The following is a 25,281-nucleotide window of genomic DNA, read 5'->3' on the forward strand; positions in this document are numbered from 1 at the left end:
TAGAATAGTTATTCAGAATGGCTGGTAGCGTGGTTATCTCTTAATTTGTTTTTATGCTTCTTAATTTGACGAGCTAATTTATCTTCAAGCATGTCTATAGCTGCATACAAATCCTTATCTTCAGCTTTTGCAACAAATTCGCTACCAGGAACCGTAACTATAGCTTCTGCAACTTGATGATCTTTTTCAACATCTAAGATCACTTTTGTTGAAGTAATATTGTCAAAATAATGCCCTACCTTTCCAACTTTCTCATTTACATAGTTTTTGATTGCATCAGTAACTTCAACATGTCTACCAGTAATTTGAATATTCATATAAACCTCCGGATTTTGAATACCACGCCCACAGAATTTTGTAGAGCCCTATTTTAATAACCACCTAAGTGATATACTTGTACTCATATTATACAAGCTAAATACTATAAAGCAAAGCAATGAACAATAATGTAAAACAAATTTTAGCCTCTATAAGTCTTATTGTAATAGCGTTTATATCGTTTATTATTTTTGCGCCTTTATTTGTTTTTCTGATTATTTTCCTGATGATTTTTTCATTTTTTGTACGTAGAAAAATAATTAAAGAAAATCCTGATTTTTTTAGACAATACACTAGCAAAAAAGGGCGAGTAATAGATCAAGAAGAAGATAACGAAAATAACTCAAATCACAAATTAAAATAAAAATGTACACAAAAGATACTATAGTTGCAATTGCAACTCCTCAAGGTAATGGTGGCATAGGTATAATACGTATTTCTGGCGTTGATGCTTTGTCAATAGCCAAAAAGCTCACAAAAAAGCGACTCAAACCTAGGTATGCCACATTTTGTAATATTTATAGCACTAATGAGATTATAGATCATGGTATTGTAATATTCTTTAACTCCCCTAACTCATATACAGGTGAAAATGTCGTTGAAATACAAGCACATGGCAATCCTTTTATACTTAATTTAATAATTAAAGCTACATTAGAATATGGTGCTAGAATAGCTAATGCCGGTGAATTTACTGAAAGAGCCTTTCTAAACAATAAACTTGATTTGACTCAGGCTGAAGCTGTAGCAGATATTATTAATGCATCTTCAGAAACAGCAGCAAAATCAGCAGCAAAATCTCTTCAAGGAGATTTTTCTAAAGAAATTAATAATCTTCTAGAAAAACTTATTTATCTACGAATGTACGTAGAAGCATCTATTAATTTTCCAGAAGAAGAAATTAACTTTTTAGAAGATCAAAAAATCCACAATAGCTTACAAGATATATATAAGACAATTCTCGATGTAAAAAATAGCTGCAAACAAGGAGCAATTCTTGTTGAAGGTATAACACTAATACTAGTGGGTAAACCCAATGCTGGTAAATCCAGTCTTTTAAATGCCTTAGCTGGTAAAGAGTCTGCTATTGTGACATCCATAGCAGGTACAACTCGTGATATCGTTAAAGAGCATATCCAAATAAATGGTGTTCCAATGCATATTATCGATACTGCTGGATTACGTAGCAGCGACGATATTATCGAAAGCGAAGGGATTAAAAGAGCTATCAAAAAAATTCAAGAGGTAGATCAAATATTATTTGTAACTGATGACTATACAAATAGTCAGATTAAATTTAGTGATATAAAATATATAATTCCTGAATTTTACCATCAAATACCCAAAGATATAGATATTACTTATGTCCATAATAAAATAGATCTTCTTAAAGAAATACCTCTAAATCATGATAATCATATCTACATATCAGCTGAAAGTAATATTGGTATTGATAAACTAAAAGATCACATACTTGCTAAAGTTGGATATACTACTCAGAATGAGAGTATTTATACAGCTCGTGAAAGGCACGTCACAGCCATAGATAATGCATTTGATCATATCAAGCTTGCTAAGGAACAATTAGAGCTTGGTAATGGCGAGCTTTTAGCTGAAGAGTTATTAATAGTTCAAGAGTATCTTAACTCTATTACAGGAGAATTTAGTTCCGATGATTTATTAGGAGAAATCTTCTCAAGTTTCTGTATTGGTAAATAAAAAACTTTTTTATCGCATACTATTACTCTTAGCCATAGTAATGCTATCTTCAAACTGATCTCTAGTAATAGGTTCATCAATATGTTTATTAGTCGTGACTGTTTTAACCCTACTACTCGTTACATTGAGCGAATTACCAGCTACAATCGCATATAGATTAATATTAATAGCTAGCATAATAAAAGTTGTTAATATCTTCTTCATCTAATATTCCTGTAAACATACATCAATAAATTTAACAAACTCTTGTTCTAAATTATTTCTAACTCGTGTTGCTCTTACCAAATAAAAATCAGTTCTACCAAAATAATAATCATCAAGTACTGGTAACACATTTAGTTTACTATTAGCAAAAATATCTAAGGTGTTAATAATCTTATTGCATTTAGTCGCTATATTAATATCACATATAGTGTTATTAAGAAACATATTCGGATTAATACTGACCTCTTTTTTAGAATCATCTTTCTCAGAGAAAGCTATCAATGTGGTCTGAAATTTATCATTATGCAAAAATCCAACTACATCATAACTTTCAAGATCTTCTAGTAAACTTGGCTGTCCATATGTTTGAATATAATCTTGACTAGCGTATAGTTTATTTTTTGCTCTTACGAGAGTTTTTATAGTACAACTGCTAGTTATAGGTTTTTTTATAGTAATTGCGATATCAATATCATCTTTAACCAAATCTATAATTCCTGCTGTGTAACTAAATACTAATTTAACATTAGGATAACGCGCATAAAAAATACCTAGCTTATCAGCAAGTATATTATCGAGAAAAAGTTTTGGTATACCTACCTTTAAAGTACCACTAATTTCTTTTGATTTATTCACTATCTGCTGGAGTGTCGTATTAGCTTGTCTCTCAATATCTTTAAAGCTCATATAAAATGACTCTCCATCCTCAGTCATTTCTATTAGGCCTCTTGAGTTCCGCTTTATTAGTTTCATATTCACAGACTCTTCTAAGTTTTGAATTCTACGAGAAACAGTACTTTGCGAAACATTTAAATGCTTTGCTAACTCTGTAAAAGTACCTATATCAATAAGCTTTATAAAAATATCATCAAAATTTATCATTACCCTCATTTATGCATAGCTCTTATGCATTATTTGCTACAGACATATTAATACTACTACAAATATAATAGCTGTGTAAGTTAACAAATTAACTTTAGCTTTTTTAAATAATCAATAGGAGAGTAAAAAATGAAAAAAATATTATCAAACATTCTACTAACTAGTACAGTATTAGCTACTTCAGTGCCTGCTATGGCGTGTTCTGAACTTAATCATAATTTTAGTGGAAATATAGGTAAATACTCTACTAGAACCATGGATGTATTTATAGATCTAAAACCAAATTTAACAGTATACCCAAGAGGTATGGCTCTCTTGAAAAAAATTCTCTTGATTGGACTGACAAATACGGCTATGTTTCTGTTGATGAAACTAATCTAGAGAATTTAACTGCTGAAGGTATTAATGAAAATGATTAGCCGTACACTTATTATATTTTGGAACAATGCAGCAACCAGAAAGAGGCACTAGCATAAAGGGAGTCAACGGACTGGTATGGGTAAGATATGTACTTGGCAATTACGCATCCGTACAGGAAGTTATTGACAACTTAAATAACTATCAAATTTATACTCCTCAGATTGAACTTAAAGGCAAAAAAGGAAATTTACCTATACAATTATTCAATAGAAGATGCTAGTGGAGATAGTGCAATGATTGAATATGTGGATGGTAAGTTAAAAATTCATAGACATACTAAAGCTATGACAAATGAGCCAAGTTATGATGAACAGGTAAAAAAACTAAAAGATATCAAAAAACTGATTTATATAACATAGATATGATTCCGGGAGGTGCCAAATCAGAAAATAGATTTATAAGAGCAAACTTTATCAGCAAAAATATAGCTAGTGCAAATACTGCTGACGATGCTGTTAATTACATGTTCGCCGCGGCTGATTCTGTATCGGTACCTTTTGTAAAAGGATATAAAGAAGTTGATTTTACAGCTTCTGATATTCAAGACAAATGGCCAACACAATGGAAAAATGTAATATCTATGAAAGATAAAAAACTTTACATATCGGATACTCTTTAGGGAATAGAATTTATGTAAACTTAAATGAAGCTAATTTAAAAGAAGGACAACCAATTAGAAGCGTATCAGTTATGGATAAAACTTTAACTGGTGATGTAACTAGCAAACTAGAACCTCAAAAGTAAATAAAAAATTCATCTAAATATCTAATTTACCTTTATATTTCGTTTATGCATAGCTGGTATGTAAATTATGGTACAGACTTAGTATTTCACCAGATATATACTAGAAATAAATAAAATATATAGTAAAAAATGAGGAATGAATAATGAGAAAATACTCATATTAGTTTTGATTTTAGCTGGTACTACATCTATTGTTAATGCAAACCCAACAAAATTAAGATCATATTCAATTGGAGTTAAACGCTATCACACACTGCTAACCCAATCAGATAATATCTAAAAGGCAACTCCCGACTATACTCATCATAACTAATAAAACAGTTCTACAGCAAATATTTTGTTAAAATTATCTAATTTAAAATATACTCGAAAATATCATGATATCTCTAATAGGCAAAACTCCTATTATTAAACTAAAAACCAACAACACTCATAACTTGTATGCCAAATGCGAATGGCTTAATCCTACAGGGAGTATAAAAGATCGAGTTGCAAAATATATGTTAGATAACTTAATTAAAAACAAAAAAATAAATCCTAAACAAGTAATCACTGAAGCAAGCTCTGGTAATATGGGAACTTCTCTCGCTGCAATTGGAAAATTATATGATCATCCTGTATATATTACATGCCCAGAAAAAACTGGAAAAGTAAAAAGAAAAATGATCAAGAGTTTTGGTGCTAACCTAACAATATGTAAAAATACTGCTGATCACACAGATGTCGATTTTTATGTCAATAAAGCTAAAGAATTAGCAAAAAATTTAAATGGCATATTAATTAATCAATATGATAATCTACTAAATACAGAGTGTCATTACAAAACCACAGGGCAAGAAATAGTTAATTATTTTTTAACTCACTCTCAAAATATTGATTATTTTATAACAGTCGGAGGATCTGGTGGAACTATTACTGGTTGTGCAAAAAAAATAAAAGAAATATATCCGAAAACCAAAGTTGTCATGCCAGATCCCAAAGGATCTATTTATTATGATATTTTTTATCATGGTAGATCAATACAAGAAAATATTTATAGCTATAAGGTTGAAGGTCCTGGTAATCCCATATTATGTAAATCTATGGACATGTCATACATAGATAAAATAATTCAGTTTACTGATGATGAAGCTATACTAGGATGTCATGAGTTGGCAAAAGAACAAGGAATTTACGCTGGTCATAGTAGTGGTGCAAATTATTTTATAGCGAAGAAGCTAATTGAAAAACTACCTAAAGATAAGAACTACAATATCTTAATTATGATTTTAGATAACGGTATGAAATATAATTTTGACTAGTCTTAGGAAAATATAAAATGAAATGATATTGAATTACTGTTATTATTAAATTTGTGTATCAATATATAGGAGTATTTCAAATGCCCGGTATATTAATAAGTTTCATATTGCTTTTTATTTCTGTTTCTTTTGCTTGGTTTAGTTAGCGCTTAGGTATTATAATGTTCAGCATATTCCTTATTGTAGCTGGACTTGTTTTTCTCCATCATGTAACTGATCACTTAACAATATATTTATAACTTAGAGGTTTTTATATATGAAGAAATATTTTAAAGATGATTTAATTAAATTTCTAAGTGCTATAGAACTTACAGGTATAACGATTACCATTATTTCTGCATTTTACTTTCAATTTATAATGGGAGAAATTCCTTGTCCACTATGTCTTTTACAAAGATTAGGACTACTAGCAATAGGATTTGGATTTCTATTAAATATGCCTATAACGTTAGGCCTAGTCATTATGCTTTATCATTATTGGCTGCAGTATTAACATCATTCATTTCATTAAGACAAATTGCTCTTCATGTTTCAGATCCTGTTGGTTTTGGATCAACTGTCTTTGGACTACCCATGTATAATGGGTATTTGTAATATCAACGGTTGCAATAGTTTATGTAGCCATTACCATGTCATATCCAGATCAATACAAAATAAATAAAGATCCAAATGAAATAAAATAGGCTAAAAATAATAAGGTTCTTGCATTAACTCATATTGTATTTGTAATATTCTTAATAGCTATTTTCACTAACGTCACTTCAACATTTATTGAGTGTGGTGCACATGAATGCCCAGATGATCCTACTAGTTATCTACTTCTAATAAAATAATCATAATATAAATATTAAAACAAATCAACGAGTTATAAACTACTGTGAAGATATTTAAAGCAATAATATTCTATTATATTTATTAAAACTCTATATCAATATTTCTACATTTAGCCGTATCATAAAAAATATCGAATAAATCTGTAACACTCCAAGGGGGTATCTTCTGGCATTTCTTTAAACTCTCTATAAGCCCTTTCTATACACATATATACTCTATTTACACCCTTCCATTCTTTATATTCTTTAAGATCTATAATCTTAGCTGCTTCAATTGATGAGATTCCTTAATCATAATATTTTTTTGATTCTGATAAAATATGTTTTAATAAATTTTTAAAATGTAAAACACCCTTTTTATCACAAATAGGCCCATGGCCTGGTACTACAACATCTGGATTTAAAGAGATAATATAATCTAAAGCCTTAAACCAATTTTTATAAGAACCTACCCAACCAACTGGTATACTATTTTGAAAAACTACACCTCCAGCGAAAACAACTTTTTCTTATGAAAAATAAACAATAGTATCGCCAACTTAATGACATGGACCTACATAAATAAGCTCAATATTGTAATCTTCAATTTTTAAAGTATATTTTTCATCAAATAATTTTGTCGGTAAGACAAGCTCTACATCACTCAAATTATAATCTTCAGCAAGTTGTTTCTCAACTGCTTTCAAACGTAGATGATTATCATCATTTGTTGAAGATTCTTTCATATGTTCTAGGTTTGCTACTAATTTTATTCTTTCAGGTACCGATTTATGAGCAATAATTTCAGAGTTTCTAAATAATTGATTACCAAAAACATGATCACAGTCTTCATGTATATTTATAATGAACTTAGGATGTCCTTCTGAAATAGTAGATAGTAAATCTATCATCATCTGAGCATGCTTAACATCAGACTGAGTATCTATTAATATTCCATCTCCTAGATTTATAAAACCTGAATTTGCATCACACATCCTATTTTTTCATTTAATATTGCATAACAACTATCACTAACTTTTTGTAATTTCACAATTAATTTCTCTTTTTTTAAATTATAAATATTTGTTAAACCATTCTAATTGTTTATTTGATATCTCTTTAAGACGATCTCCAACATAAACATCATAATGTCCAGTACCATCACAATGATACTGTTTTGGCTCATTTGCCTTTTCAAATAAAATTTCTGACTCTTGTACAGGAACGACTGTATCATTTTTAGCAGATACTATAAATATAGGAATTTTTATCTTTGATATATAGTCTTCAGGAAAATATTCTGTAATTATTTCAATAGAAAGCAAAGGGATATCAACATCAAAATGGGGGAAATTAAAAACTTCAGAATTATAAAAATTAATAGATTGCTTATCTACTATTGCTGATATACGCAATAGATTATTTTCCAATACAGCAAGTCTCGAAGCTTTAGAAACCATTTCATTAAACATCTGTAATTTTTTTCATCTTTTACTTTTTAAAAAAACTCACTCACCATTTCCAAATGTTACTTGGGCACATAAACATTTAACTCGTTTATCTATTCCTGTTGTTACAATAGAATTAGCACCTCCAAAAGATGAGCCCAAAAGTCCAATTCTTTCATAATTCACTTCTGGTAAGGTTTGTAAGTATGTGATCATATTTCTAATATCATTAACCTGTTCTTGTGGAACAAGATAACTTATAATGCCTTCTCTCTTACCAGAGCCACCATGATCAAATGTAGCTACAACATAGCCATTGGAGGAAAAAAATTCTGCAATAGGAGGTAGTTTATGTTCCTTTATATCAGTAAAACCATGACACATGACTATAGCTGGAGCACCTTCTTTAGATATATTATTAGGAAAATAATTTCTGCACTTATTTTATTACTATCTGAATAGAAACATGCTTTTCGTTTCTTAAGATTACTCCTAATTAAATTTATATTTTATCAAAAATAATAATACACTATAAGAATCCTCTCATTTTTATGGTATTTAATACCAATAATATCTCTTAACAAAATAAAAGCAAATCTAGATTTTAAAAATTAGTAAAACATTTAATAACATCAAATTACTAACTAATTATGGATTTTCTTAAATTATTATATTTTAAATAATCAAAATTAAAAAATCATATACAGTATTCGATTTATTTTTTTAAGAAGAACTATTTATACACTTTTGAGTTATAATTTATTTACTAGAGCAATTTGAGGAAGTGAAATGACTTAAAAAAAGATTATTACTTTTATTTTTTTATTATTCTCTTGTACATTTATATATGTAACAACAGATATTAATTTAGATAAAAATACAAACGCAAGTATTCTACAGTCTATACAAAAGAGCTGACAGCAGTAGAAACTGAAACACAAGGATTAATTAATCAAAAAAAGCAAGATAATCAAAACAGTCAAGATTCATTTGTTATGTATAATAATATAGTTGTTAGACATGGTAATTAACGAATTTACTTAAAACACTTTTGATAGAATCATAGTTATATAAGTGATAAATATAAATATCAGGAGATTATAGATGAAAGTTGCTGTTTAATATAGCAGTAATAGTTTTAAAAATCATGATGTCTATAAATGCAAAAAGCCCCATATTTCTATGAGGCTTTTAAAATGCTTATCACGATAAGTCTTTAATGTAATAAGATGGCGATTACCTACTTTCACCTGGGCATTGCCAGACTATCATCGGCGTTTTGTAGTTTCACTTCTGAGTTCGGAATGGGATCAGGTGGTTCCTACAAGCTATTATCGCCAAAACTGTGTTTTGGATAATATATCTTATAAAGATATTTAACAATTCAGCATAGAAATAGACTTAAGTCTCTCGGATCATTAGTACTGGTAAGCTTCATACATTGCTGTACTTCCACACCCAGCCTATCAACGTCGTAGTCTCCAACGTTCCTTACTGATTTTCATCAGAGAGATCTAATCTTGAAGGAGGCTTCCCGCTTAGATGCTTTCAGCGGTTATCCCTTCCGAACATAGCTACCCGGCAATGCTTCTGGCGAAACAACCGGAACACCAGTGGTTCGTTCACTCCGGTCCTCTCGTACTAGGAGCAACTCTTCTCAAATCTCTAACGCCCACGGCAGATAGGGACCGAACTGTCTCACGACGTTCTGAACCCAGCTCGCGTACCACTTTAAATGGCGAACAGCCATACCCTTGGGACCTGCTTCAGCCCCAGGATGTGATGAGCCGACATCGAGGTGCCAAACTCCTCCGTCGATATGAACTCTTGGGAGGAATCAGCCTGTTATCCCCGGAGTACCTTTTATCCGTTGAGCGATGGCCCTTCCATACGGGACCACCGGATCACTAAGACCTACTTTCGTACCTGCTCGAGCCGTCACTCTCGCAGTCAAGCGCACTTTTGCCTTTATACTCTTGGTACGATTTCCGACCGTACCGAGTGCACCTTCGTACTCCTCCGTTACTCTTTAGGAGGAGACCGCCCCAGTCAAACTACCCACCATACACTGTCCTCGAATCTCTCCTGAGTTAGAACTTCAAATACTCAAGGGTGGTATTTCAAGGATGACTCCACAGCTACTAGCGTAACTGCTTCAAAGTCTCCCACCTATCCTACACATAAATATTCAAAGTCCAGTGCAAAGCTATAGTAAAGGTTCACGGGGTCTTTCCGTCTAACCGCGGGTACACTGCATCTTCACAGCGATTTCAATTTCACTGAGTCTCTGGTGGAGACAGTGTGGCCGTCGTTACGCCATTCGTGCAGGTCGGAACTTACCCGACAAGGAATTTCGCTACCTTAGGACCGTTATAGTTACGGCCGCCGTTTACTGGGGCTTCGATCCAGAGCTTCGCTTGCGCTAACCCCTTCAATTAACCTTCCAGCACCGGGCAGGCGTCACACCCTATACTTCATCTTACGATTTAGCAGAGTGCTGTGTTTTTGATAAACAGTCGCAGCCACCTGGTATTTGCAACCCCCAACAGCTTAGAGAGCAAGTCTCATCACCATCAAGGGCACACCTTCTTCCAAAGTTACGGTGTCATTTTGCCTAGTTCCTTCACCAGAGTTATCTCATAGCCTTAGTATTCTCTACCTACCCACCAGTGTCGGTTTACAGTACGGTCGCTTATACAATATACTTAGAAGCTTTTCCTGGAAGCATGGTATCAATAGCTTCGTCAAACAAGTTTGACTTCGTCTCGTATCTCAGATCAACAGAACACCGGATTTGCCTAGCATTCCTACCTACATACTTTCACCTGGACAACCATTCGCCAGGCCTACCTAACCTTCTCCGTCCCTCCTTCGTTCATATAAGCGGCACAGGAATATTAACCTGTTTCCCATCGACTTCACTCTTCAGCTACGCCTTAGGGGCCGGCTTACCCTACGTTGATTAACATTGCGTAGGAATCCTTGGGTTTTCGGCCAATAAGAATCTCACTTATTTTACGTTACTCATGTCAGCATTCGCACTTCTGATACCTCCAGCATGCTTCTCAACATACCTTCATCAGCTTACAGAACGCTCCCCTACCAATATACTAAATATATTCCGCAACTTCGGTGCATAACTTAGCCCCGTTAAATCTTACGTGCAGGCCGACTCGACCAGTGAGCTATTACGCTTTCTTTAAAGGGTGGCTGCTTCTAAGCCAACCTCCTGGCTGTCTGGGCCTTCCCACTTCGTTTCCCACTTAGTTATGACTTAGGGACCTTAGTTGGCGGTCTGGGCTGTTTCCCTTTCCACTGCGGACCTTAGCACCCGCAGTGTGTCTCCCGTGATTAAACTTCATCGTATTCTGAGTTTGCATCGAGTCAGTAAGGTCGTAAAACCCCCATTGTCGAAACAGTGCTTTACCCCAATGAGTTATACACGAGGCACTACCTAAATAGTTTTCGGGGAGAACCAGCTATCTCCGTGCTTGATTAGCCTTTCACTCCGATCCACAGCTCATCCCATACTTTTGCAACAGTATTGGGTTCGGTCCTCCAGTTGGTATTACCCAACCTTCAACCTGGCCATGGATAGATCGCGCCGGTTTCGGGTCTACTCCTAGCGACTTATCGCCCTATTAAAACTCGCTTTCGCTACGGATCCCTTATTCAGTTATCCTCGCCACTAAAAGTAACTCGCTGACCCATTATACAAAAGGTACGCAGTCACATGACTAAATCATGCTCCTACTGCTTGTATGCAAGCGGTTTCAGATTCTATTTCACTCCCTTTATAAGGGTTCTTTTCACCTTTCCCTCACGGTACTAGTTCACTATCGGTCATTCAGGAGTATTTAGCCTTGGAGGATGGTCCCCCCATATTCAGACAAGGTTCCACGTGCCCCGTCCTACTTGTTCGCATGCTTAGTTCCACTGTGATTATTTCGTATACGGGACTATCACCCTCTATCGTCAAGCTTCCCAACTTGTTCTACTATAATTACAGCTAAATCATACCAGGCTCTTCCCACTTCGCTCGCCACTACTATGGGAATCTCAATTGATTTCTCTTCCTAAGGGTACTTAGATGTTTCAGTTCCCCTCGTTCGCTCTACACTCCATATCGAGTGAGTACCCAGCTTATGCCAGGTGGGTTCCCCCATTCGGAAATCTCCGGATCAAAGCTTATTTACCAGCTCCCCGAAGCTTATCGCAGATTAACACGTCCTTCATCGCCTCTGAATGCCAAGGCATCCACCGCTTGCACTTATTTTCTTAAGTCTATTTCTATACTAAATTGTTAAATATCTCTATCTTCGCGTAAATAAGTATGGTGGAGCCAAGCGGGATCGAACCGCTGACCCCCTGCGTGCAAAGCAGGTGCTCTCCCAGCTGAGCTATGGCCCCAAAATTACTGGTGGGTCTGAGTAGACTCGAACTACCGACCTCACCCTTATCAGGGGTGCGCTCTAACCAACTGAGCTACAGACCCATATTCTATTTACACTAAAATATATTACCTACAAACACTATGCTAAATCACTTGAATATGTAATTAGAGCTTATTTCTATTTTTTCGTATTTTCGTTAAGGAGGTGATCCAGCCGCAGGTTCCCCTACGGCTACCTTGTTACGACTTCACCCCAGTTATGAATCACTCCGTGGTAAACGCCCATTCGTTAAGCTATCTACTTCTGGAGCAACCCACTCCCATGGTGTGACGGGCGGTGTGTACAAGACCCGGGAACGTATTCACCGCAGTATTCTGACCTGCGATTACTAGCGATTCCGACTTCATGCAGTCGAGTTGCAGACTGCAATCCGGACTAAGAGTACCTTTCTGAGTTTCGCTCCAGCTCGCACCTTCGCAGCCCTCTGTAATACCCATTGTAGCACGTGTGTAGCCCTGGTCGTAAGGGCCATGATGACTTGACGTCGTCCCCACCTTCCTCCGCCTTGTCAGCGGCAGTCTCAATAGAGTACCCAACTTAATGATGGTAACTATCAATAGGGGTTGCGCTCGTTGCGGGACTTAACCCAACATTTCACAACACGAGCTGACGACAGCCGTGCAGCACCTGTCACTGCGTTCCCGAAGGCACCAATCTATCTCTAGAAAGTTCGCAGGATGTCAAGACCAGGTAAGGTTCTTCGCGTTGCATCGAATTAAACCACATGCTCCACCGCTTGTGCGGGTCCCCGTCAATTCCTTTGAGTTTTAGCCTTGCGGCCGTAGTCCCCAGGCGGAGTACTTAACGCGTTAGCTGCGCCACTAGATCCTTTACACCGAATCCAACAGCTAGTACTCATCGTTTACAGCGTGGACTACCAGGGTATCTAATCCTGTTTGATCCCCACGCTTTCGTCCCTCAGTGTCAGTATTGGTCCAGAATGTTGCCTTCGCCATTGGTGTTCCTTCTGATCTCTACGCATTTCACCGCTACACCAGAAGTTCCCTATTCCTCTACCATACTCTAGTTTGTCAGTATCAAATGCAGTTCCAAGGTTGAGCCCTGGGCTTTCACATCTGACTTAACAAACCACCTACAGACCCTTTACGCCCAGTAATTCCGATTAACGCTCGGACCCCCCGTATTACCGCGGCTGCTGGCACGGAGTTAGCCGGTCCTTATTCTTTGGGCAACGTCCTTCCTGCAAGCTATTAACTCACAGGCTTTCCTCCCCAACTAAAGTGCTTTACAACCCTAGAGCCTTCTTCACACACATGGCATTGCTGGATCAGGGTTTCCCCCATTGTCCAATATTCCCCACTGCTGCCTCCCGTAGGAGTTTGGGCCGTGTCTCAGTCCCAATGTGGCTGATCATCCTCTCAAATCAGCTATGGATCGTAGCCTTGGTAGGCCCTTACCCCACCAACTAGCTAATCCAACGCAGGCTCATCCATCTGCGGCAGCGCAAAGGCCACCTTTAATCCGCAGATATTATGCGGTATTAACAGTCGTTTCCAACTGGTATCCCCCACAGATGGGCAGATTCCTACGCGTTACTCACCCGTCCGCCACTCGTCAGCATCCGAAGACCTGTTACCGTTCGACTTGCATGTGTTAAGCATGCCACCAGCGTTCAATCTGAGCCAGGATCAAACTCTTCAGTTTAATTCTCAAATTCTGACTCTAACTACTGATACTCAAATTCTTTAACAAAGTGTTTGTATATAATATATCTCTTAAATATCTTAGAAGCCTTAGCTTCCTACCGTTGACATCACCCGTCAGCCGGTGAAGACATATAATACGCATCACTCATCCAAAATGCAACTACTTTTTTCAAAAAAATTAAACTTTTTACAACTTTTTTATATTACACACTATTTCAATCACAAAAGCACCTTTTCATATAGCCTTTTTGCCACTTCATAACATATTTACCCTGTTTTATAACATAATAAAATTTGAGCTGTAAAACATATAGTATTATCAATGTGCTTATGTAAAATGTTTTCAACTAAGTATTTTAATTACATAATTAGGCAATGATAACTATTAGTAATATAACCAACTTAAATATACTCAATATAATCAGTCAATTAGCTTCCGATGTTACAAGTGATAGTATCACCCCTTCGTCTGCTCAACTTGCCTGTGAAGTTAATGACTATATAACTACTCATGAGTTAAAAAACATTGATGTTATTAATCTACAACTTAAAACAACTAAGACACTTTATAAAAAAAAATTCATATCCATACTTGAATATAGGAAATATCAACAATACTGTAAACTTACTCAACTAAAAGACAGCATAGATCAATTTACATTATATTTTTCATCAAACAATAAAGATTCCAAAAGCCTAGAGTTAGCCATTTTAGAATTAAAGAAGTCATGTCAGTCGGATTTGATTCTTAAATTACCTTATGATTACATCAAAAAAATAGACAACCTCCTAAACATTATTGACAATGCAATTCAAAGATCTAGCTCTTTGAATAAAACTCTTCTAAAACATTTTAATAAACTAAAAAATACTCTTTCAAAATATATTGCCTACAGCTCAGTAATACAAAAACAAGAATTTGTAATAAATATAAAACCTATTAATGAAAGTTTTGAAGCTCAAAATATTAACTTCATATCTACAAATAACAAACAATACTTTAAACAAAATTCTCTTACACTCAAAAACTCACATATTAAAAATCTAAAAATATGTGAAAATATCTATGGAATAAGCGGAGATTTAACTTTTAACTTAGCATATGTAAATAACCATAAAGATTTTGATTTTTTGTTAACTCCAAATCAACCTATATTGATAGATATTCAAATTAATGATAGCTTCAATTTCTATAAAAAAGATTCTAAGAAAGAGCATCACGTTAGATCAAGTCGTTTTGTTGTCGTAGGATTTAATTCAAACAATATAGATGTTAATGAAGATTTTGAGTACAGTATTTACTCTTACTCTAAAAATACTTCTTCGGGCGTGAAAGAATTTAAAATAAAATTTCACGATCCTTTGAAAGCGTTTTGGTCAAAACATAAGCCTTCTTATATCGATATTAATAAAAGTTTGGATGATATCTTTAAAGACAACTTTTTCTTTAATAGTTTGTTTTCTTTAGATGCAAACAAAAGCGATAAATTGAGAAGCCGAATACCACAAGTATTTATTTCAACGGTGAATAGAAGCTTTTATGATTTTTTTATTGATCAGCTTGAGCAAAACAAAACCTACTTAAAATATTTCTGTAACAAAAAAAATGGCAAGGTAACGTACTATGTTGTTGATGAGGTAGATAGCTCCTTACAAAATAACATTTCAAACTCTGATGAGAATTTAAAAACTAAGCTGTCTCCTTATGATATAAGCTGTATCAAGAAACAATCTCTAATAGCTAATAAGCCAAATCTTTATATTAAAGAAAATGATATATCTCCTGATGTAACTATTAATAACAAAAGAAAAGAAGAACGAAAAACTTCTAATGCCTCAGCAAAACCCTTCTCATCAATATATAAAGATAATTTCCAAGCCGTACAATACCTACAAAATAGTAACAATAAAAATGAAGAAGTTAGCTCTTCAGAGTTTCAAATATTATTAACTTCAAAAAACACCCTTCCATTTATGGATAGCGAGATTAGTTTATCCAAGCTAGAAAATGATAATAGTTTTCTTTTAGGAACGATAGCTATAAAAAATCTACTTATATATGAAAGAAAATTATCATTTTCAAGAAGTAAATATACCACTAGAGAGTTATATAAGAATCTAGATAGATTACATTACAAAACTGATTCTGAATCAGATGTATATGAGAAAATAGCTTTTACAAAAATTCTTAATCGAACTCACGATAACTCTTTGACATATAGAATTAAAAGCTATAGCAATATAGCTCCAGAGTATCCCAACTATAAAACATTTGATAGATTTTATATTAACGGCAAAATAACAATCGGAGAAAACGTTAATAATGATTCAAAAAAAGCTTATAAATTCTTTAAAAACTATAAACCTGAAGAAAGCTCACTCTCAGAATTTCAAGAAAGTGGAGAAAAAGGAACATCTGTTATACAAAACAGTAAGACCAGTATTTTCTATGCAGTAGAAATCGCTAAAGAGATATTGCCTGATAAATCCTCTGAAAAGCCAATTATATACCTACCTATGAAGGTAAACATAAATTCTGCTAACAACCAATTTATGCCTCTTAGAAATGATGATATTATCTTAATTGAGGTTCAATCATTCGAAAGTGCCGAGATAATCCAACTAATCTCAAATTCAGCTATTTCAACAGAAAAAGCACAGCAACAGCTTTTACAAAGGCAGCTTCTTGGAGCTAAAGAAAACTGTGAAATGGCATATACACAAACAAGTGATGGCGAGACATTCTCACTAACTCAACTTAATGAAGCTTGTGAGAATTCTTTTTTAATAAACAATAAAAAAGGGATCTTTCTTAGATACAAATCAAAAGGGAATTAAAATATGACTTTTATAAAAAATCATCAAATATTAATAATTTCTCTAGCAATAATAGTAATTATATTGTCAGTTATAGGTATTTTCTTTATAAGAAGATGGCTAAAAGCATCAAAATCTTCTAATAGAAAACCTATTTCAAAAATTGTAAAACGGGCAAAATCTGTTATTAAAACAAATAAGATAAAAAACAACTTGGGTGAGCTCTATATATTCTATGGAGACCATTTAGCAGCAAAACAGTATATAATGAAAATAAAGCCTAATGCTCAAATCATTGATAATGATGAATTACCTCTAATAGTTATTGATAAAAACAACCCTTCATTCGTATTCGCAAACGATGATCTTTCGAATCTATACAAATTTAAAAACAAATTAAACTTGCAATTTTATAAGCTTAATTTTTGTATTGATATCTCTAATACTCACGAAAATAACAATATAAACGAGATTTATAAAGAACTATCAAAACTAAGATTAAAAAATTTTATTATATCTTTCTATACATCATCTGAACATTACCAACGCTATAATAATGCTATTGGTAAGAAGTCAATATTCGAATTAACTTCAAATGAAAATTCAAATAATGTTGGTGAGGCTATACTCTTAAAAATCCTTAGCAATAAAGATGATGTTGATGATAAATATCATAATATTAAAATATTAAATCAAATAAGAAAAACGTTAAAAAACATCTACCCTCAGTTAAAATCAATTGACAAGGATGTATTTATTAACTTTAGTCTAAATATACCAGATAACATAATAGCTAAAAGAGATACAATCTTTTTTAGTAGTTCTCCCAAAGGCATTATCATTAATTTAATATCTCTACTATTTAGCTGTATATTTATTATTAATATTTTTCAACAGATTGGATTGAAAGATAAGATCTCTATAAAAAACTTAGATCCTTCATCTAAAATTAATGCTCATCAAATTTTAAAAGAGGCTAGAAAAGAAATTGAAGATACTTTGCTTCTTGATATTTTGTATCCAAAATCAATAAAATATCATTTTATTTACGAGCAATATGCTAATGCTCTACTAAAAAATGTAATTTTACCAAAATATAATGACTCATATGACTTATCAATGATCACATCATTCTTAATATTTTTTGAATATTTAAATAATAAGGATGTAAATCAAGAAACTGACGGTATGCTTAGAATAATAAGCCGTTTCACAAACCTGTCCGAAAAGCAGCTAGAGGTTGTAATCAAGTATACAAATCGCGATTTGAAAGTTGGAACAATTAAAACTGTTATTAGTAGAGCTAATAAGTTATATACAAATCCCCTGTTAGTTTTAGGAGAAGATTCTGAGAGTTATTTAAGTACACAGGGCTTCAATGCTGAGTATCTAGGAATATCAAATACTAAAAGAGCTAAATTCATCAATGATATATATATAAAATACCTGTATAAATGTACCATCGACAACTCCATACTAGACTTAAAAAATAATTACATAATACCAATTGAAGTAAACAACATTTTCTCAATGTATCAAGAACAATTTGACATATCATCAAAAAAATTATGTAATTCATCATACATAAGCTCAGTCACAAAAAGTGTCTCTTTAATATTTAATCAAGAGGAAAGTGAAAGAAAATTTGAAAGCTTTAGAGATATGCTAGATCGCATTTATTATTTAGTAGAGTCTTTAGAAAAAAATGCTAATGACGTTACCGATGAAGGCAAAGAGCAAACAGGATTGATAACCGTTTCTCTAGTAAATTATGTTCTAAATAGTGTCGTCAATTCTACATATAATAAAGATGGACATCCATTAATAAATCCTGTAAGTAAGAAACTGTATATGGAATTTGCACCTAATTTCTACAGTAAAAAAATATTAATATCGCCTATTTATTCAAAAGAATATATTAAAGATAACATAGAGCCTATCAACAAAAAATTCGATAGACTTCTTAATAATCTTAAAAGTAACTTTAACATAGAGCCTGACTTTATAATTGCTATTTATAAGAGCTCTATAAACAATTACAATTCAAAATATATAAATTCTTATAATAGAATGATAGATCGACTCAACAATGATACTGAATTTAGTAAAAACATCTCGAATAAAAATGCTCTAAATCTTTATTTGCTAGCTATGTCATCGAAAGACTCTTCTTTCAATAGTTTAATGGAGTTCTATAGCTCAAATACAGATTTAGTAAGCGATGAATCTGAAACAAATCCAACTAAAAAAATCAATAAGCTTCAACAATTCTATGGAAAAATAGTTAAATTAGGTAAACAAAATGATTATAAAGAACAGAATGATGTTTCACTTTGGACACCTGTAGATAATTATTTTAAAGAGAATGACGAATACCTTAAATCAAAAAATTATATTGACTATAGAGAAGTCTATAAACAGTTAAACAATTTAATAAGAAAGCAAGGCTATTCAGCCACTTATAAAGAAATTAAGCAAGGATATAAACCTCTACAAAAAGTTTATTCTGACCTTTCAGAAATAAATAATCCAAACAATAATAACTTGTATAAATTACTGAAAAAGCATCTTGATGTTACTATTGACACTATCAAAACCATAGCTATACAAGATGCGATAACTAAACTCGATAATACTGTCAATATTGAGTATGAATTTATAAATAGTCAATTCCCATTTAATAAAGATAGTAATACTATAGCCACAAATGAAATGATAACTAAAGATTTTGATAGTAATGGTTATATATATTCAGCATTTGTAGAGCAATTATCTCCACTACTATCTTATGATAAGACCGATGATAAGTGGCATAGTGAAGATTTTTCAACTTCTGAGCAAATAAATTACTTAAATAAATTTAATAAAGCTTACTTATTAAACAAACTATTATGGGATGAAAAAAGAAATCCTCAATCTATCAAGTTTGAGATAACTCCTATACCAAATAAGGATAATGATTATACCTTCTTTAGTATAATCCTCGATAAGCAAAATTATGTAAATTCTCTGAATATAGCATACTCAAATAGTATGGAAATTAATTACAATTGGAACTCACTTGTATCAACGACTATAACTATAAAATTTGAAGATGGCAGCACTGATCGAATAAGCTACCATGGTAAATGGTCTATATTAAAAGCAATTAAAGATGCAAATTGTGATGGAAATAATATTTGTACTTGGGAGGTTAAACATAATGGTAAAACATACCCCGTAAGCTTTAAAGTCAAATCAAAATTTTTACAAGTATTAGGTTGGCAAAAACAAGGAGATACTGATGTACAATAACTTATTTAAAAAAGTTTCATTAATATTAGTTATAGCTCTAGGGCTTAGTAGTTGTGCAAGTAATGGTTTGTATATCAACAATAATGTGCCTAAAACAAAAATAGTCCTAGAGTCAAAGCCCAATAAAAATACTTTCTACTCTGATAATTATCAATCAATTTCTCAAAGAATATATGATGATAATGTAAAAGTATTAAATCTAAAAACTGGAGACAATGAGTTCCCACTTAATAAAGATAGTAAAGACTACGCTTTGTATTTCATATTACCTGATAATAAGAGCATTGAGAACTGGAAATATATAATAAGCTCAGACTCTGTAAATGAATTTACTATAAAAAATGATAGTAGCATAGAAAAAGACTAAGAGGATAGCGTTATGTCAAAAGCAGACCATATTTTTAACCTAGAAGAACAAGGTTTACTTATAGATATAAAAGATGAGTCAAAAGGCTGTACTACTAAATTAGAATCCTCAGGAAAAATTTCTCATAATGCGACAGAATCTATAGAGTCAACAGCTGAAAAACAAATAACTGAAAATGTCAAAGATTCAAAAATTTCTATAACTGAAAAAGAAATATTATTGGCTACTAAAAAATCAAGTATTATGCTCAACGATAGTAAAATCGTGATCAAAATAGGTAACTCGACTATTGTGCTTGATGACTCAAGTATTTCTATAGAGTCTGGAACTATTAATATAAAAAGCTCTGCTAATACAAATATCCAAGCATCACAAAATATTGGAATAAAAGGTCTAAACAATAGTATAAAAGCCGATGTGAGCCTGAATGCTGAAGGTGTAAACGTAAACATCAAAGGAAGTGCAACAGCAAGCATAAAAGGATCAGCAGCAACAATGGTGGGATAATACTTATGGATAATACTGTCGATAAAGAGTTTAGAAATTTATTTGAAAATATCAGTATATACTATGATCAAGAAAGATCTTTTAGAATAAACAAAATTGACGAATGTATCGACAATATTATCAAAGTTCAAGATAAAACTAGTTATACAAAATTTGATTTGTATAATCTTAAATATCTTATTGAAGATATTAAATATTCAACAAATCTTATATTATCTGATACATCAAAAAGACTTTGCAAGCAAATACTGAAGGTTACAGATAATATTTTAGATTGTACTGATACTAAATTATTTATAAGTCACTTTAATGATTTAAAAAAATTACTTAATGACTACAAATCCGTAATTAATAAAGATATATTGTACAGAACAGAGCTTACAAAAACTAAAAAAATTAATGAATTAGAGTCTATACTTTTTAATATTTTAGAAGCTGATGATTTGGAAAGTTATAGTGACATGCTTATACAACTATATACTAGAACCATTAATAATCGTCAATCTGAAAATCTTATAGAGAGATATAAAGAATATTTTTATTCACTCAAGAATTTTATAAAAAATTATCAAGGTATAAATTGTCTTCTTCCTTTTAAAGAAAATCCTCTACTAAGCTTATTAAACTTAGCTTATGTAATTAAAAATGGAATTTACAAAACAGATACCCTCTTAGCTAGTGATCTTATACTTTTAAGAGCTTTTTATTCGACAATACAGGATACTACAAAATTAAATATCATTAATGACAAAACAAATATAAACCTTATTACTTCATTAGCATCTATAAAAGAAGAACAACCTTCAGAAAATTTAGAAAAAATTATCGATTTTATAGATTTACAAATTTTTAGCATATCTCGATATTTTGATGATTTTGACCTAGATGATATTTTTTTTTACAAAACTATAAAAAAGACTCCCAAACCAGAATCATTTGAACAACTAGTATTAAATCTAAAAAATATCCCAAACATTATTTTTGATGAAGAATCTTTGTACAAAATGATTAATCAAGAGAGTGAGCTTTATAAAAAGTTATTCGTAAATGACAATCACAATAATCCCATAGAAAAAATCATAGAAGAATCACCTGCAAATTTACTGACTAGAATATTTAACAAATATTTCCAAGCTTTATTAGAAATAGCTACATCGATAAACCTTGCATTATTTGATAAAGATTTTGAACTGATATACCCTTTTGTCGAATTTGAAAAACATCTAAAAATAATTGCTATGGAAATAGCAAACAAATCCAATTTTAATCGACAAAAGATAGAGAAATCTATAAAAGAGGTTCATAAAACATATCACCTACTAAAATCTAATTACTCCTTATTGGAGGCTAGAGAGCAAAAAATAATTAAAGAAAAAAATGGAATAGAAAAACTTAGTCTTTTTATTGATAAAAAAAACTTTTTAACATATAAGCAAATCAAAACATCTATACCCAACAATAAAGGAGTAAACATAGATAAGCACTTAGTAAAAATAAATAAAAATATTTCTAACTCAAATTATGCAACTGCTACAGAAAAAGCTAAGGAGTTAACTATCTTTCTTTTAAATCAAGCATACTATAAATGTCCTTCTCTCATCGGAGTATATGATTTACCCCCTTTTTCGAATAATTACTTCTTAGCACTCAAAGAGATTACAGATAGTCCAATTATAGATAAATTAAAAAATAAGCAAGAAGCTTACTGGAGTGTGTAATGCTAGATATTATAAATGACTCACTAAAACGATTGGAAACAATATCTAACAATGATGAAAATATTAAAGGCTCAATATCTAATCTGGTATCAGAACTCAATAATATAAAAATATTACTAAGTCCAACAGAACTTAATCTGTCCAGTAGTGCTTCTACGTTGACACCTTCGATGACTGCGCAAATCAAATGCTCATTTAGTCTCGCACCTGGAGTCTATTTAAGTACTAGAGTAAAAACACTAGCAGGTAATTTACCAGCTTCAAATATTACTGATTCTAAACTTGGTGCTAATATACTTCCTTTTGCAGGATGTACCAACCCAGCAAATCCAACGATGAACCCTTTTGTTTTCCCTTGGGTTTGCATACCTAATCTTTCTCCTTTTATACCAACAAATCCAACCACTCTATTAGAAGGAGCACCAATAACTACTATGAATAGCAAAGCAATGTGTACTTTTGCCCCTGGAGGCATTGTTAACTTCATAAGTAGTGGACAAATTAATGTAAAAACATCTTAAAAGGTATAAACATGAGTGAAATAAAAAATAATCTAAGTAGAAATGATGCTGCTATTTTAAAGAAAACTTTTGATAAATTAAGTATCGATATAAAAGCTGACTTTGATAAAAGAATTTCTGACTATAGCAACAGCCTCTTATTCAAATACTATAGTAATTTATATTATTTTCTCCCCAAATCGTGTTTATTAGAAATAAAAGATAAAGGTCATAATGGTTACTATATTCGTCCTCAAGAATATTTTTTTATTGAAGATAAGAGAACTAATAGATCTTTAACATATACAACTAGATCAGAAAGTCTTATCTTACCATTAAAAAATATAACTACAATCAAACAAAGCGATACTTTAATAAACGTATCTTTAGAGTTTGAGAATAATTTTGAATATGACTATATTACTATTTGGCTAGATCCTAGATTATGTGAAGAAGATCCTTTTTTTGCAACGTATATTTTTAATCAAATATTAGTAAGTAATAGCTTCGTCAAAATTAAATTTTCTGATTATTCCTATACGACTAAAGATATAACAACAGAGCCTATTAACCTACAACTTAAACCTACAGAAAAGTTAGTGCTCAATATTCACTCACCTAGTTTGATGTATGGATTCAATATAAGAATTAAAGATCTGTTTAAATATAAGCACAACAACTTAAAAAAAATAGATCTTAGCTTCAATATTAAAACCGATAATTTTAGTGAAGAAAAACTATCCTCACTGTTTAGAGCAAACTTAGTACCCATATTTAATAGTTTTGATGATTATTCAAGTGCTACATTTACTACATTGAACTTATCAGATAGTAAACTTAAACATCATCAAACAGACAATGCCCAAGCAATAGAAGTATTATCTATATATGAAAATAATAAACCCTGCTCCTTCGATGGTTTTCTTTTTTCGGGTCAAAATGAATATTACCTCAATAGAAATACTCAATCACTAAATTACAGCATAGTTTTTCCTGAACTTAATAATAAAATACTAGAAACAAAAATCCATACTTATACAACATGGACACAATTAGCTGAGGTTTCTGATCTTATTGAAATTAATTCAAATACAATAACATCTATAAACTCAAGTATCTCTCCAATATTTATAAATAAAGCTATAGAAAACTACAACAGCAACTCTAGAGATATGTTTAATATGGTAGATATGATTATATCTAAGAATATGTACTCAAAAACAACATTTCTAGCTATAGCAAAACTTTTAAAGACTGATGATAATAATATATCATTACTATCAAGTCTATTGGATAAAGTGGAATTAGACTCGGTAATTAACGAACTAATTCTAACCACAAGCAATAGATATAATGAGAAATATAAATATTTCTTAGATTTTTTTATAGGTATTATATGTAAGTTCATAAACCAAAATACCTTTAGCTTTATAAAAAAAATTGTTTTGAATAACTCTTGATAAAGGATATAAAAATGGCAGATTTTGTAGAAATAGAAATTATTCTAGACATTATAAAAAGTACAAGAGAGATCACTAAAGAAAAGTATGTTGATAATGAACAAATTGCATACTATCGTAACAATATTAGAAAAAGTATATTTTTTCTTCAAGAAGAGCTATTAGAAAAATATAGTGAAACAATATGTAAATACATAACATTTCCAATAATTGCGTATGTCGATGAAAAATTAATGATTCTAAAAGAGGAATCAGGAAGTGGTATTTCTTGGGGATTATTACAATTAGAATACTACGATAGAAAAGATGGTGGCGAATATGTTTTTAAAATAATTGATAACCTATTATCAGATAATATTTATCCACAATTATGTTATCAAACAGTGTCACTGATTCTCAATAATGATTTTTATGGTAAATACTATGAAAATATTTATAACCATAATTTCCTTGCATATAAAAAAGAAGTTATTAAGCATATAGATAGATCTGTAGTTGACTCAATTAGTTTTATTGATACTTCCAATAGCCCAACTCCTCCCAAAAAACATCACAAAATTGCAAAATTCTTATTAAGATTTGGTGTTCCTATTGCCCTATTCCTTATAAGTTTATTAATTTTTTTAAGTTGGTAATATAGGAGACTATT

General features: G+C 31.9%; 22 protein-coding genes, 2 tRNA genes, 3 rRNA genes and 1 pseudogene. 17 read left to right on the forward strand and 11 right to left on the reverse strand.

The genetic code is table 11. From position 1 onward, the window contains the following. Positions 1-8: 8 nt before the first annotated feature. Positions 9-317, reverse strand: coding sequence for a ribosome hibernation-promoting factor, HPF/YfiA family (gene hpf / locus FNO12_RS06680; RefSeq protein WP_014714538.1), 309 nt, complete (start codon positions 315-317; stop codon positions 9-11). A gap of 119 nt (positions 318-436) precedes the next feature. Here hpf and FNO12_RS06685 point away from each other — a divergent pair, with 119 nt between their 5' ends. Then, positions 437-682, forward strand: coding sequence for a VirB3 family type IV secretion system protein (locus tag FNO12_RS06685; protein WP_030005695.1), 246 nt, complete (start codon positions 437-439; stop codon positions 680-682). A 2-nt stretch (positions 683-684) separates the two neighbouring features. After that, positions 685-2,037 carry a tRNA uridine-5-carboxymethylaminomethyl(34) synthesis GTPase MnmE gene (mnmE, locus tag FNO12_RS06690; RefSeq protein WP_014714536.1) on the forward strand — a complete coding sequence of 451 codons (1,353 nt, stop codon included), beginning with the start codon at positions 685-687 and terminating at the stop codon, positions 2,035-2,037. A gap of 9 nt (positions 2,038-2,046) precedes the next feature. On the opposite strand, the gene FNO12_RS06695 is transcribed toward mnmE, so the two are convergent. Together FNO12_RS06695 and FNO12_RS06700 are read right to left on the reverse strand one after the other, a co-directional pair. Then, complete coding sequence (locus tag FNO12_RS06695; protein ID WP_014714535.1) at positions 2,047-2,241, reverse strand: hypothetical protein; 195 nt, start codon at positions 2,239-2,241, stop codon at positions 2,047-2,049. After that, a complete protein-coding gene (locus FNO12_RS06700; RefSeq protein ID WP_041257451.1) occupies positions 2,242-3,120 on the reverse strand; it encodes a LysR family transcriptional regulator in 879 nt (292 codons plus the stop codon). A 132-nt stretch (positions 3,121-3,252) separates the two neighbouring features. On the opposite strand from FNO12_RS06700, the gene FNO12_RS10940 reads away from it, so the two are divergent. The 7 genes and pseudogenes from FNO12_RS10940 (at position 3,253) to FNO12_RS06715 (ending at position 6,421) form a co-directional block, all read left to right on the forward strand. Further along, positions 3,253-3,504: a hypothetical protein gene (locus FNO12_RS10940; protein ID WP_030005696.1), complete on the forward strand. Its 252-nt coding sequence runs from the start codon at positions 3,253-3,255 to the stop codon at positions 3,502-3,504. Between the two features lie 64 nt (positions 3,505-3,568). Then, a complete protein-coding gene (locus tag FNO12_RS10945; protein ID WP_030005697.1) occupies positions 3,569-3,763 on the forward strand; it encodes a linear amide C-N hydrolase in 195 nt (64 codons plus the stop codon). Between the two features lie 13 nt (positions 3,764-3,776). Beyond that, positions 3,777-3,902 carry a hypothetical protein gene (locus FNO12_RS10950; protein WP_030005698.1) on the forward strand — a complete coding sequence of 42 codons (126 nt, stop codon included), beginning with the start codon at positions 3,777-3,779 and terminating at the stop codon, positions 3,900-3,902. 2 nt (positions 3,903-3,904) lie between these two features. Continuing rightward, positions 3,905-4,162, forward strand: coding sequence for a linear amide C-N hydrolase (locus tag FNO12_RS10955; RefSeq protein WP_030005699.1), 258 nt, complete (start codon positions 3,905-3,907; stop codon positions 4,160-4,162). A 502-nt stretch (positions 4,163-4,664) separates the two neighbouring features. Then, a complete protein-coding gene (locus FNO12_RS06710; protein ID WP_014714532.1) occupies positions 4,665-5,588 on the forward strand; it encodes a PLP-dependent cysteine synthase family protein in 924 nt (307 codons plus the stop codon). 161 nt (positions 5,589-5,749) lie between these two features. After that, positions 5,750-5,827 carry a hypothetical protein gene (locus FNO12_RS11860; protein ID WP_472335588.1) on the forward strand — a complete coding sequence of 26 codons (78 nt, stop codon included), beginning with the start codon at positions 5,750-5,752 and terminating at the stop codon, positions 5,825-5,827. A 17-nt stretch (positions 5,828-5,844) separates the two neighbouring features. After that, positions 5,845-6,421, forward strand: a pseudogene (locus tag FNO12_RS06715) (disulfide bond formation protein B). Positions 6,422-6,960: 539 nt separating this feature from the next. Here the strand turns inward: FNO12_RS06715 and FNO12_RS06720 are convergent. The 8 genes from FNO12_RS06720 to FNO12_RS06755 form a co-directional block, all read right to left on the reverse strand. Continuing rightward, complete coding sequence (locus FNO12_RS06720) at positions 6,961-7,395, reverse strand: MBL fold metallo-hydrolase (protein WP_014714530.1); 435 nt, start codon at positions 7,393-7,395, stop codon at positions 6,961-6,963. 78 nt (positions 7,396-7,473) lie between these two features. Beyond that, positions 7,474-7,872 (reverse strand): alpha/beta hydrolase family protein, encoded by a 399-nt coding sequence (locus tag FNO12_RS06725; RefSeq protein ID WP_050346498.1) that lies wholly within the window; start codon positions 7,870-7,872, stop codon positions 7,474-7,476. A gap of 36 nt (positions 7,873-7,908) precedes the next feature. After that, complete coding sequence (locus FNO12_RS06730; protein ID WP_014714528.1) at positions 7,909-8,232, reverse strand: alpha/beta hydrolase; 324 nt, start codon at positions 8,230-8,232, stop codon at positions 7,909-7,911. Positions 8,233-9,075: 843 nt separating this feature from the next. Next, positions 9,076-9,190, reverse strand: a 5S ribosomal RNA gene (rrf, locus tag FNO12_RS06735). 55 nt (positions 9,191-9,245) lie between these two features. After that, positions 9,246-12,132, reverse strand: a 23S ribosomal RNA gene (locus FNO12_RS06740). 50 nt (positions 12,133-12,182) lie between these two features. Further along, a tRNA-Ala gene (locus FNO12_RS06745) sits at positions 12,183-12,258 on the reverse strand. A gap of 8 nt (positions 12,259-12,266) precedes the next feature. Further along, positions 12,267-12,343: transfer RNA gene (locus FNO12_RS06750), tRNA-Ile, on the reverse strand. Between the two features lie 96 nt (positions 12,344-12,439). Next, a 16S ribosomal RNA gene (locus FNO12_RS06755) occupies positions 12,440-13,967 on the reverse strand. The 16S, 23S and 5S rRNA genes sit together here with 2 tRNA genes alongside, the layout of an rRNA operon. A 377-nt stretch (positions 13,968-14,344) precedes the next feature. Here FNO12_RS06755 and FNO12_RS06760 point away from each other — a divergent pair. Genes FNO12_RS06760 through FNO12_RS06795 form a run of 8 tightly spaced genes read left to right on the forward strand, consistent with a single transcriptional unit; the run spans position 14,345 to position 25,267 of the window. Continuing rightward, positions 14,345-16,807 carry a hypothetical protein gene (locus tag FNO12_RS06760; RefSeq protein ID WP_014714942.1) on the forward strand — a complete coding sequence of 821 codons (2,463 nt, stop codon included), beginning with the start codon at positions 14,345-14,347 and terminating at the stop codon, positions 16,805-16,807. Between the two features lie 3 nt (positions 16,808-16,810). Next, the gene (locus tag FNO12_RS06765) at positions 16,811-20,080 is read left to right on the forward strand and encodes a hypothetical protein (RefSeq protein WP_048349216.1); all 3,270 of its coding nucleotides are present in this window, start codon (positions 16,811-16,813) and stop codon (positions 20,078-20,080) included. Continuing rightward, positions 20,070-20,447 (forward strand): type VI secretion system lipoprotein IglE, encoded by a 378-nt coding sequence (gene iglE / locus FNO12_RS06770; RefSeq protein ID WP_014714940.1) that lies wholly within the window; start codon positions 20,070-20,072, stop codon positions 20,445-20,447. Before FNO12_RS06765 ends, iglE begins: the two co-directional genes overlap by 11 nt. Before the next feature lie 12 nt (positions 20,448-20,459). Beyond that, positions 20,460-20,954 (forward strand): type VI secretion system tip protein TssI/VgrG, encoded by a 495-nt coding sequence (gene tssI, locus FNO12_RS06775; RefSeq protein WP_012280729.1) that lies wholly within the window; start codon positions 20,460-20,462, stop codon positions 20,952-20,954. 5 nt (positions 20,955-20,959) lie between these two features. Then, positions 20,960-22,672: a hypothetical protein gene (locus FNO12_RS06780; protein WP_030005702.1), complete on the forward strand. Its 1,713-nt coding sequence runs from the start codon at positions 20,960-20,962 to the stop codon at positions 22,670-22,672. Beyond that, the gene (gene iglG / locus FNO12_RS06785; RefSeq protein WP_030005703.1) at positions 22,672-23,193 is read left to right on the forward strand and encodes a type VI secretion system PAAR-like protein IglG; all 522 of its coding nucleotides are present in this window, start codon (positions 22,672-22,674) and stop codon (positions 23,191-23,193) included. The genes FNO12_RS06780 and iglG overlap by 1 nt, the downstream gene beginning before the upstream one ends. 11 nt (positions 23,194-23,204) lie before the next feature. Continuing rightward, positions 23,205-24,632, forward strand: coding sequence for a type VI secretion system baseplate subunit TssF/IglH (gene iglH / locus FNO12_RS06790; protein ID WP_014714937.1), 1,428 nt, complete (start codon positions 23,205-23,207; stop codon positions 24,630-24,632). Between the two features lie 14 nt (positions 24,633-24,646). After that, the gene (locus FNO12_RS06795; protein WP_014714936.1) at positions 24,647-25,267 is read left to right on the forward strand and encodes a DotU family type IV/VI secretion system protein; all 621 of its coding nucleotides are present in this window, start codon (positions 24,647-24,649) and stop codon (positions 25,265-25,267) included. Positions 25,268-25,281: the final 14 nt, after the last annotated feature.

The sequence above is a fragment of the Francisella orientalis FNO12 genome (assembly GCF_001042525.2).
Classification (GTDB): domain Bacteria; phylum Pseudomonadota; class Gammaproteobacteria; order Francisellales; family Francisellaceae; genus Francisella; species Francisella orientalis.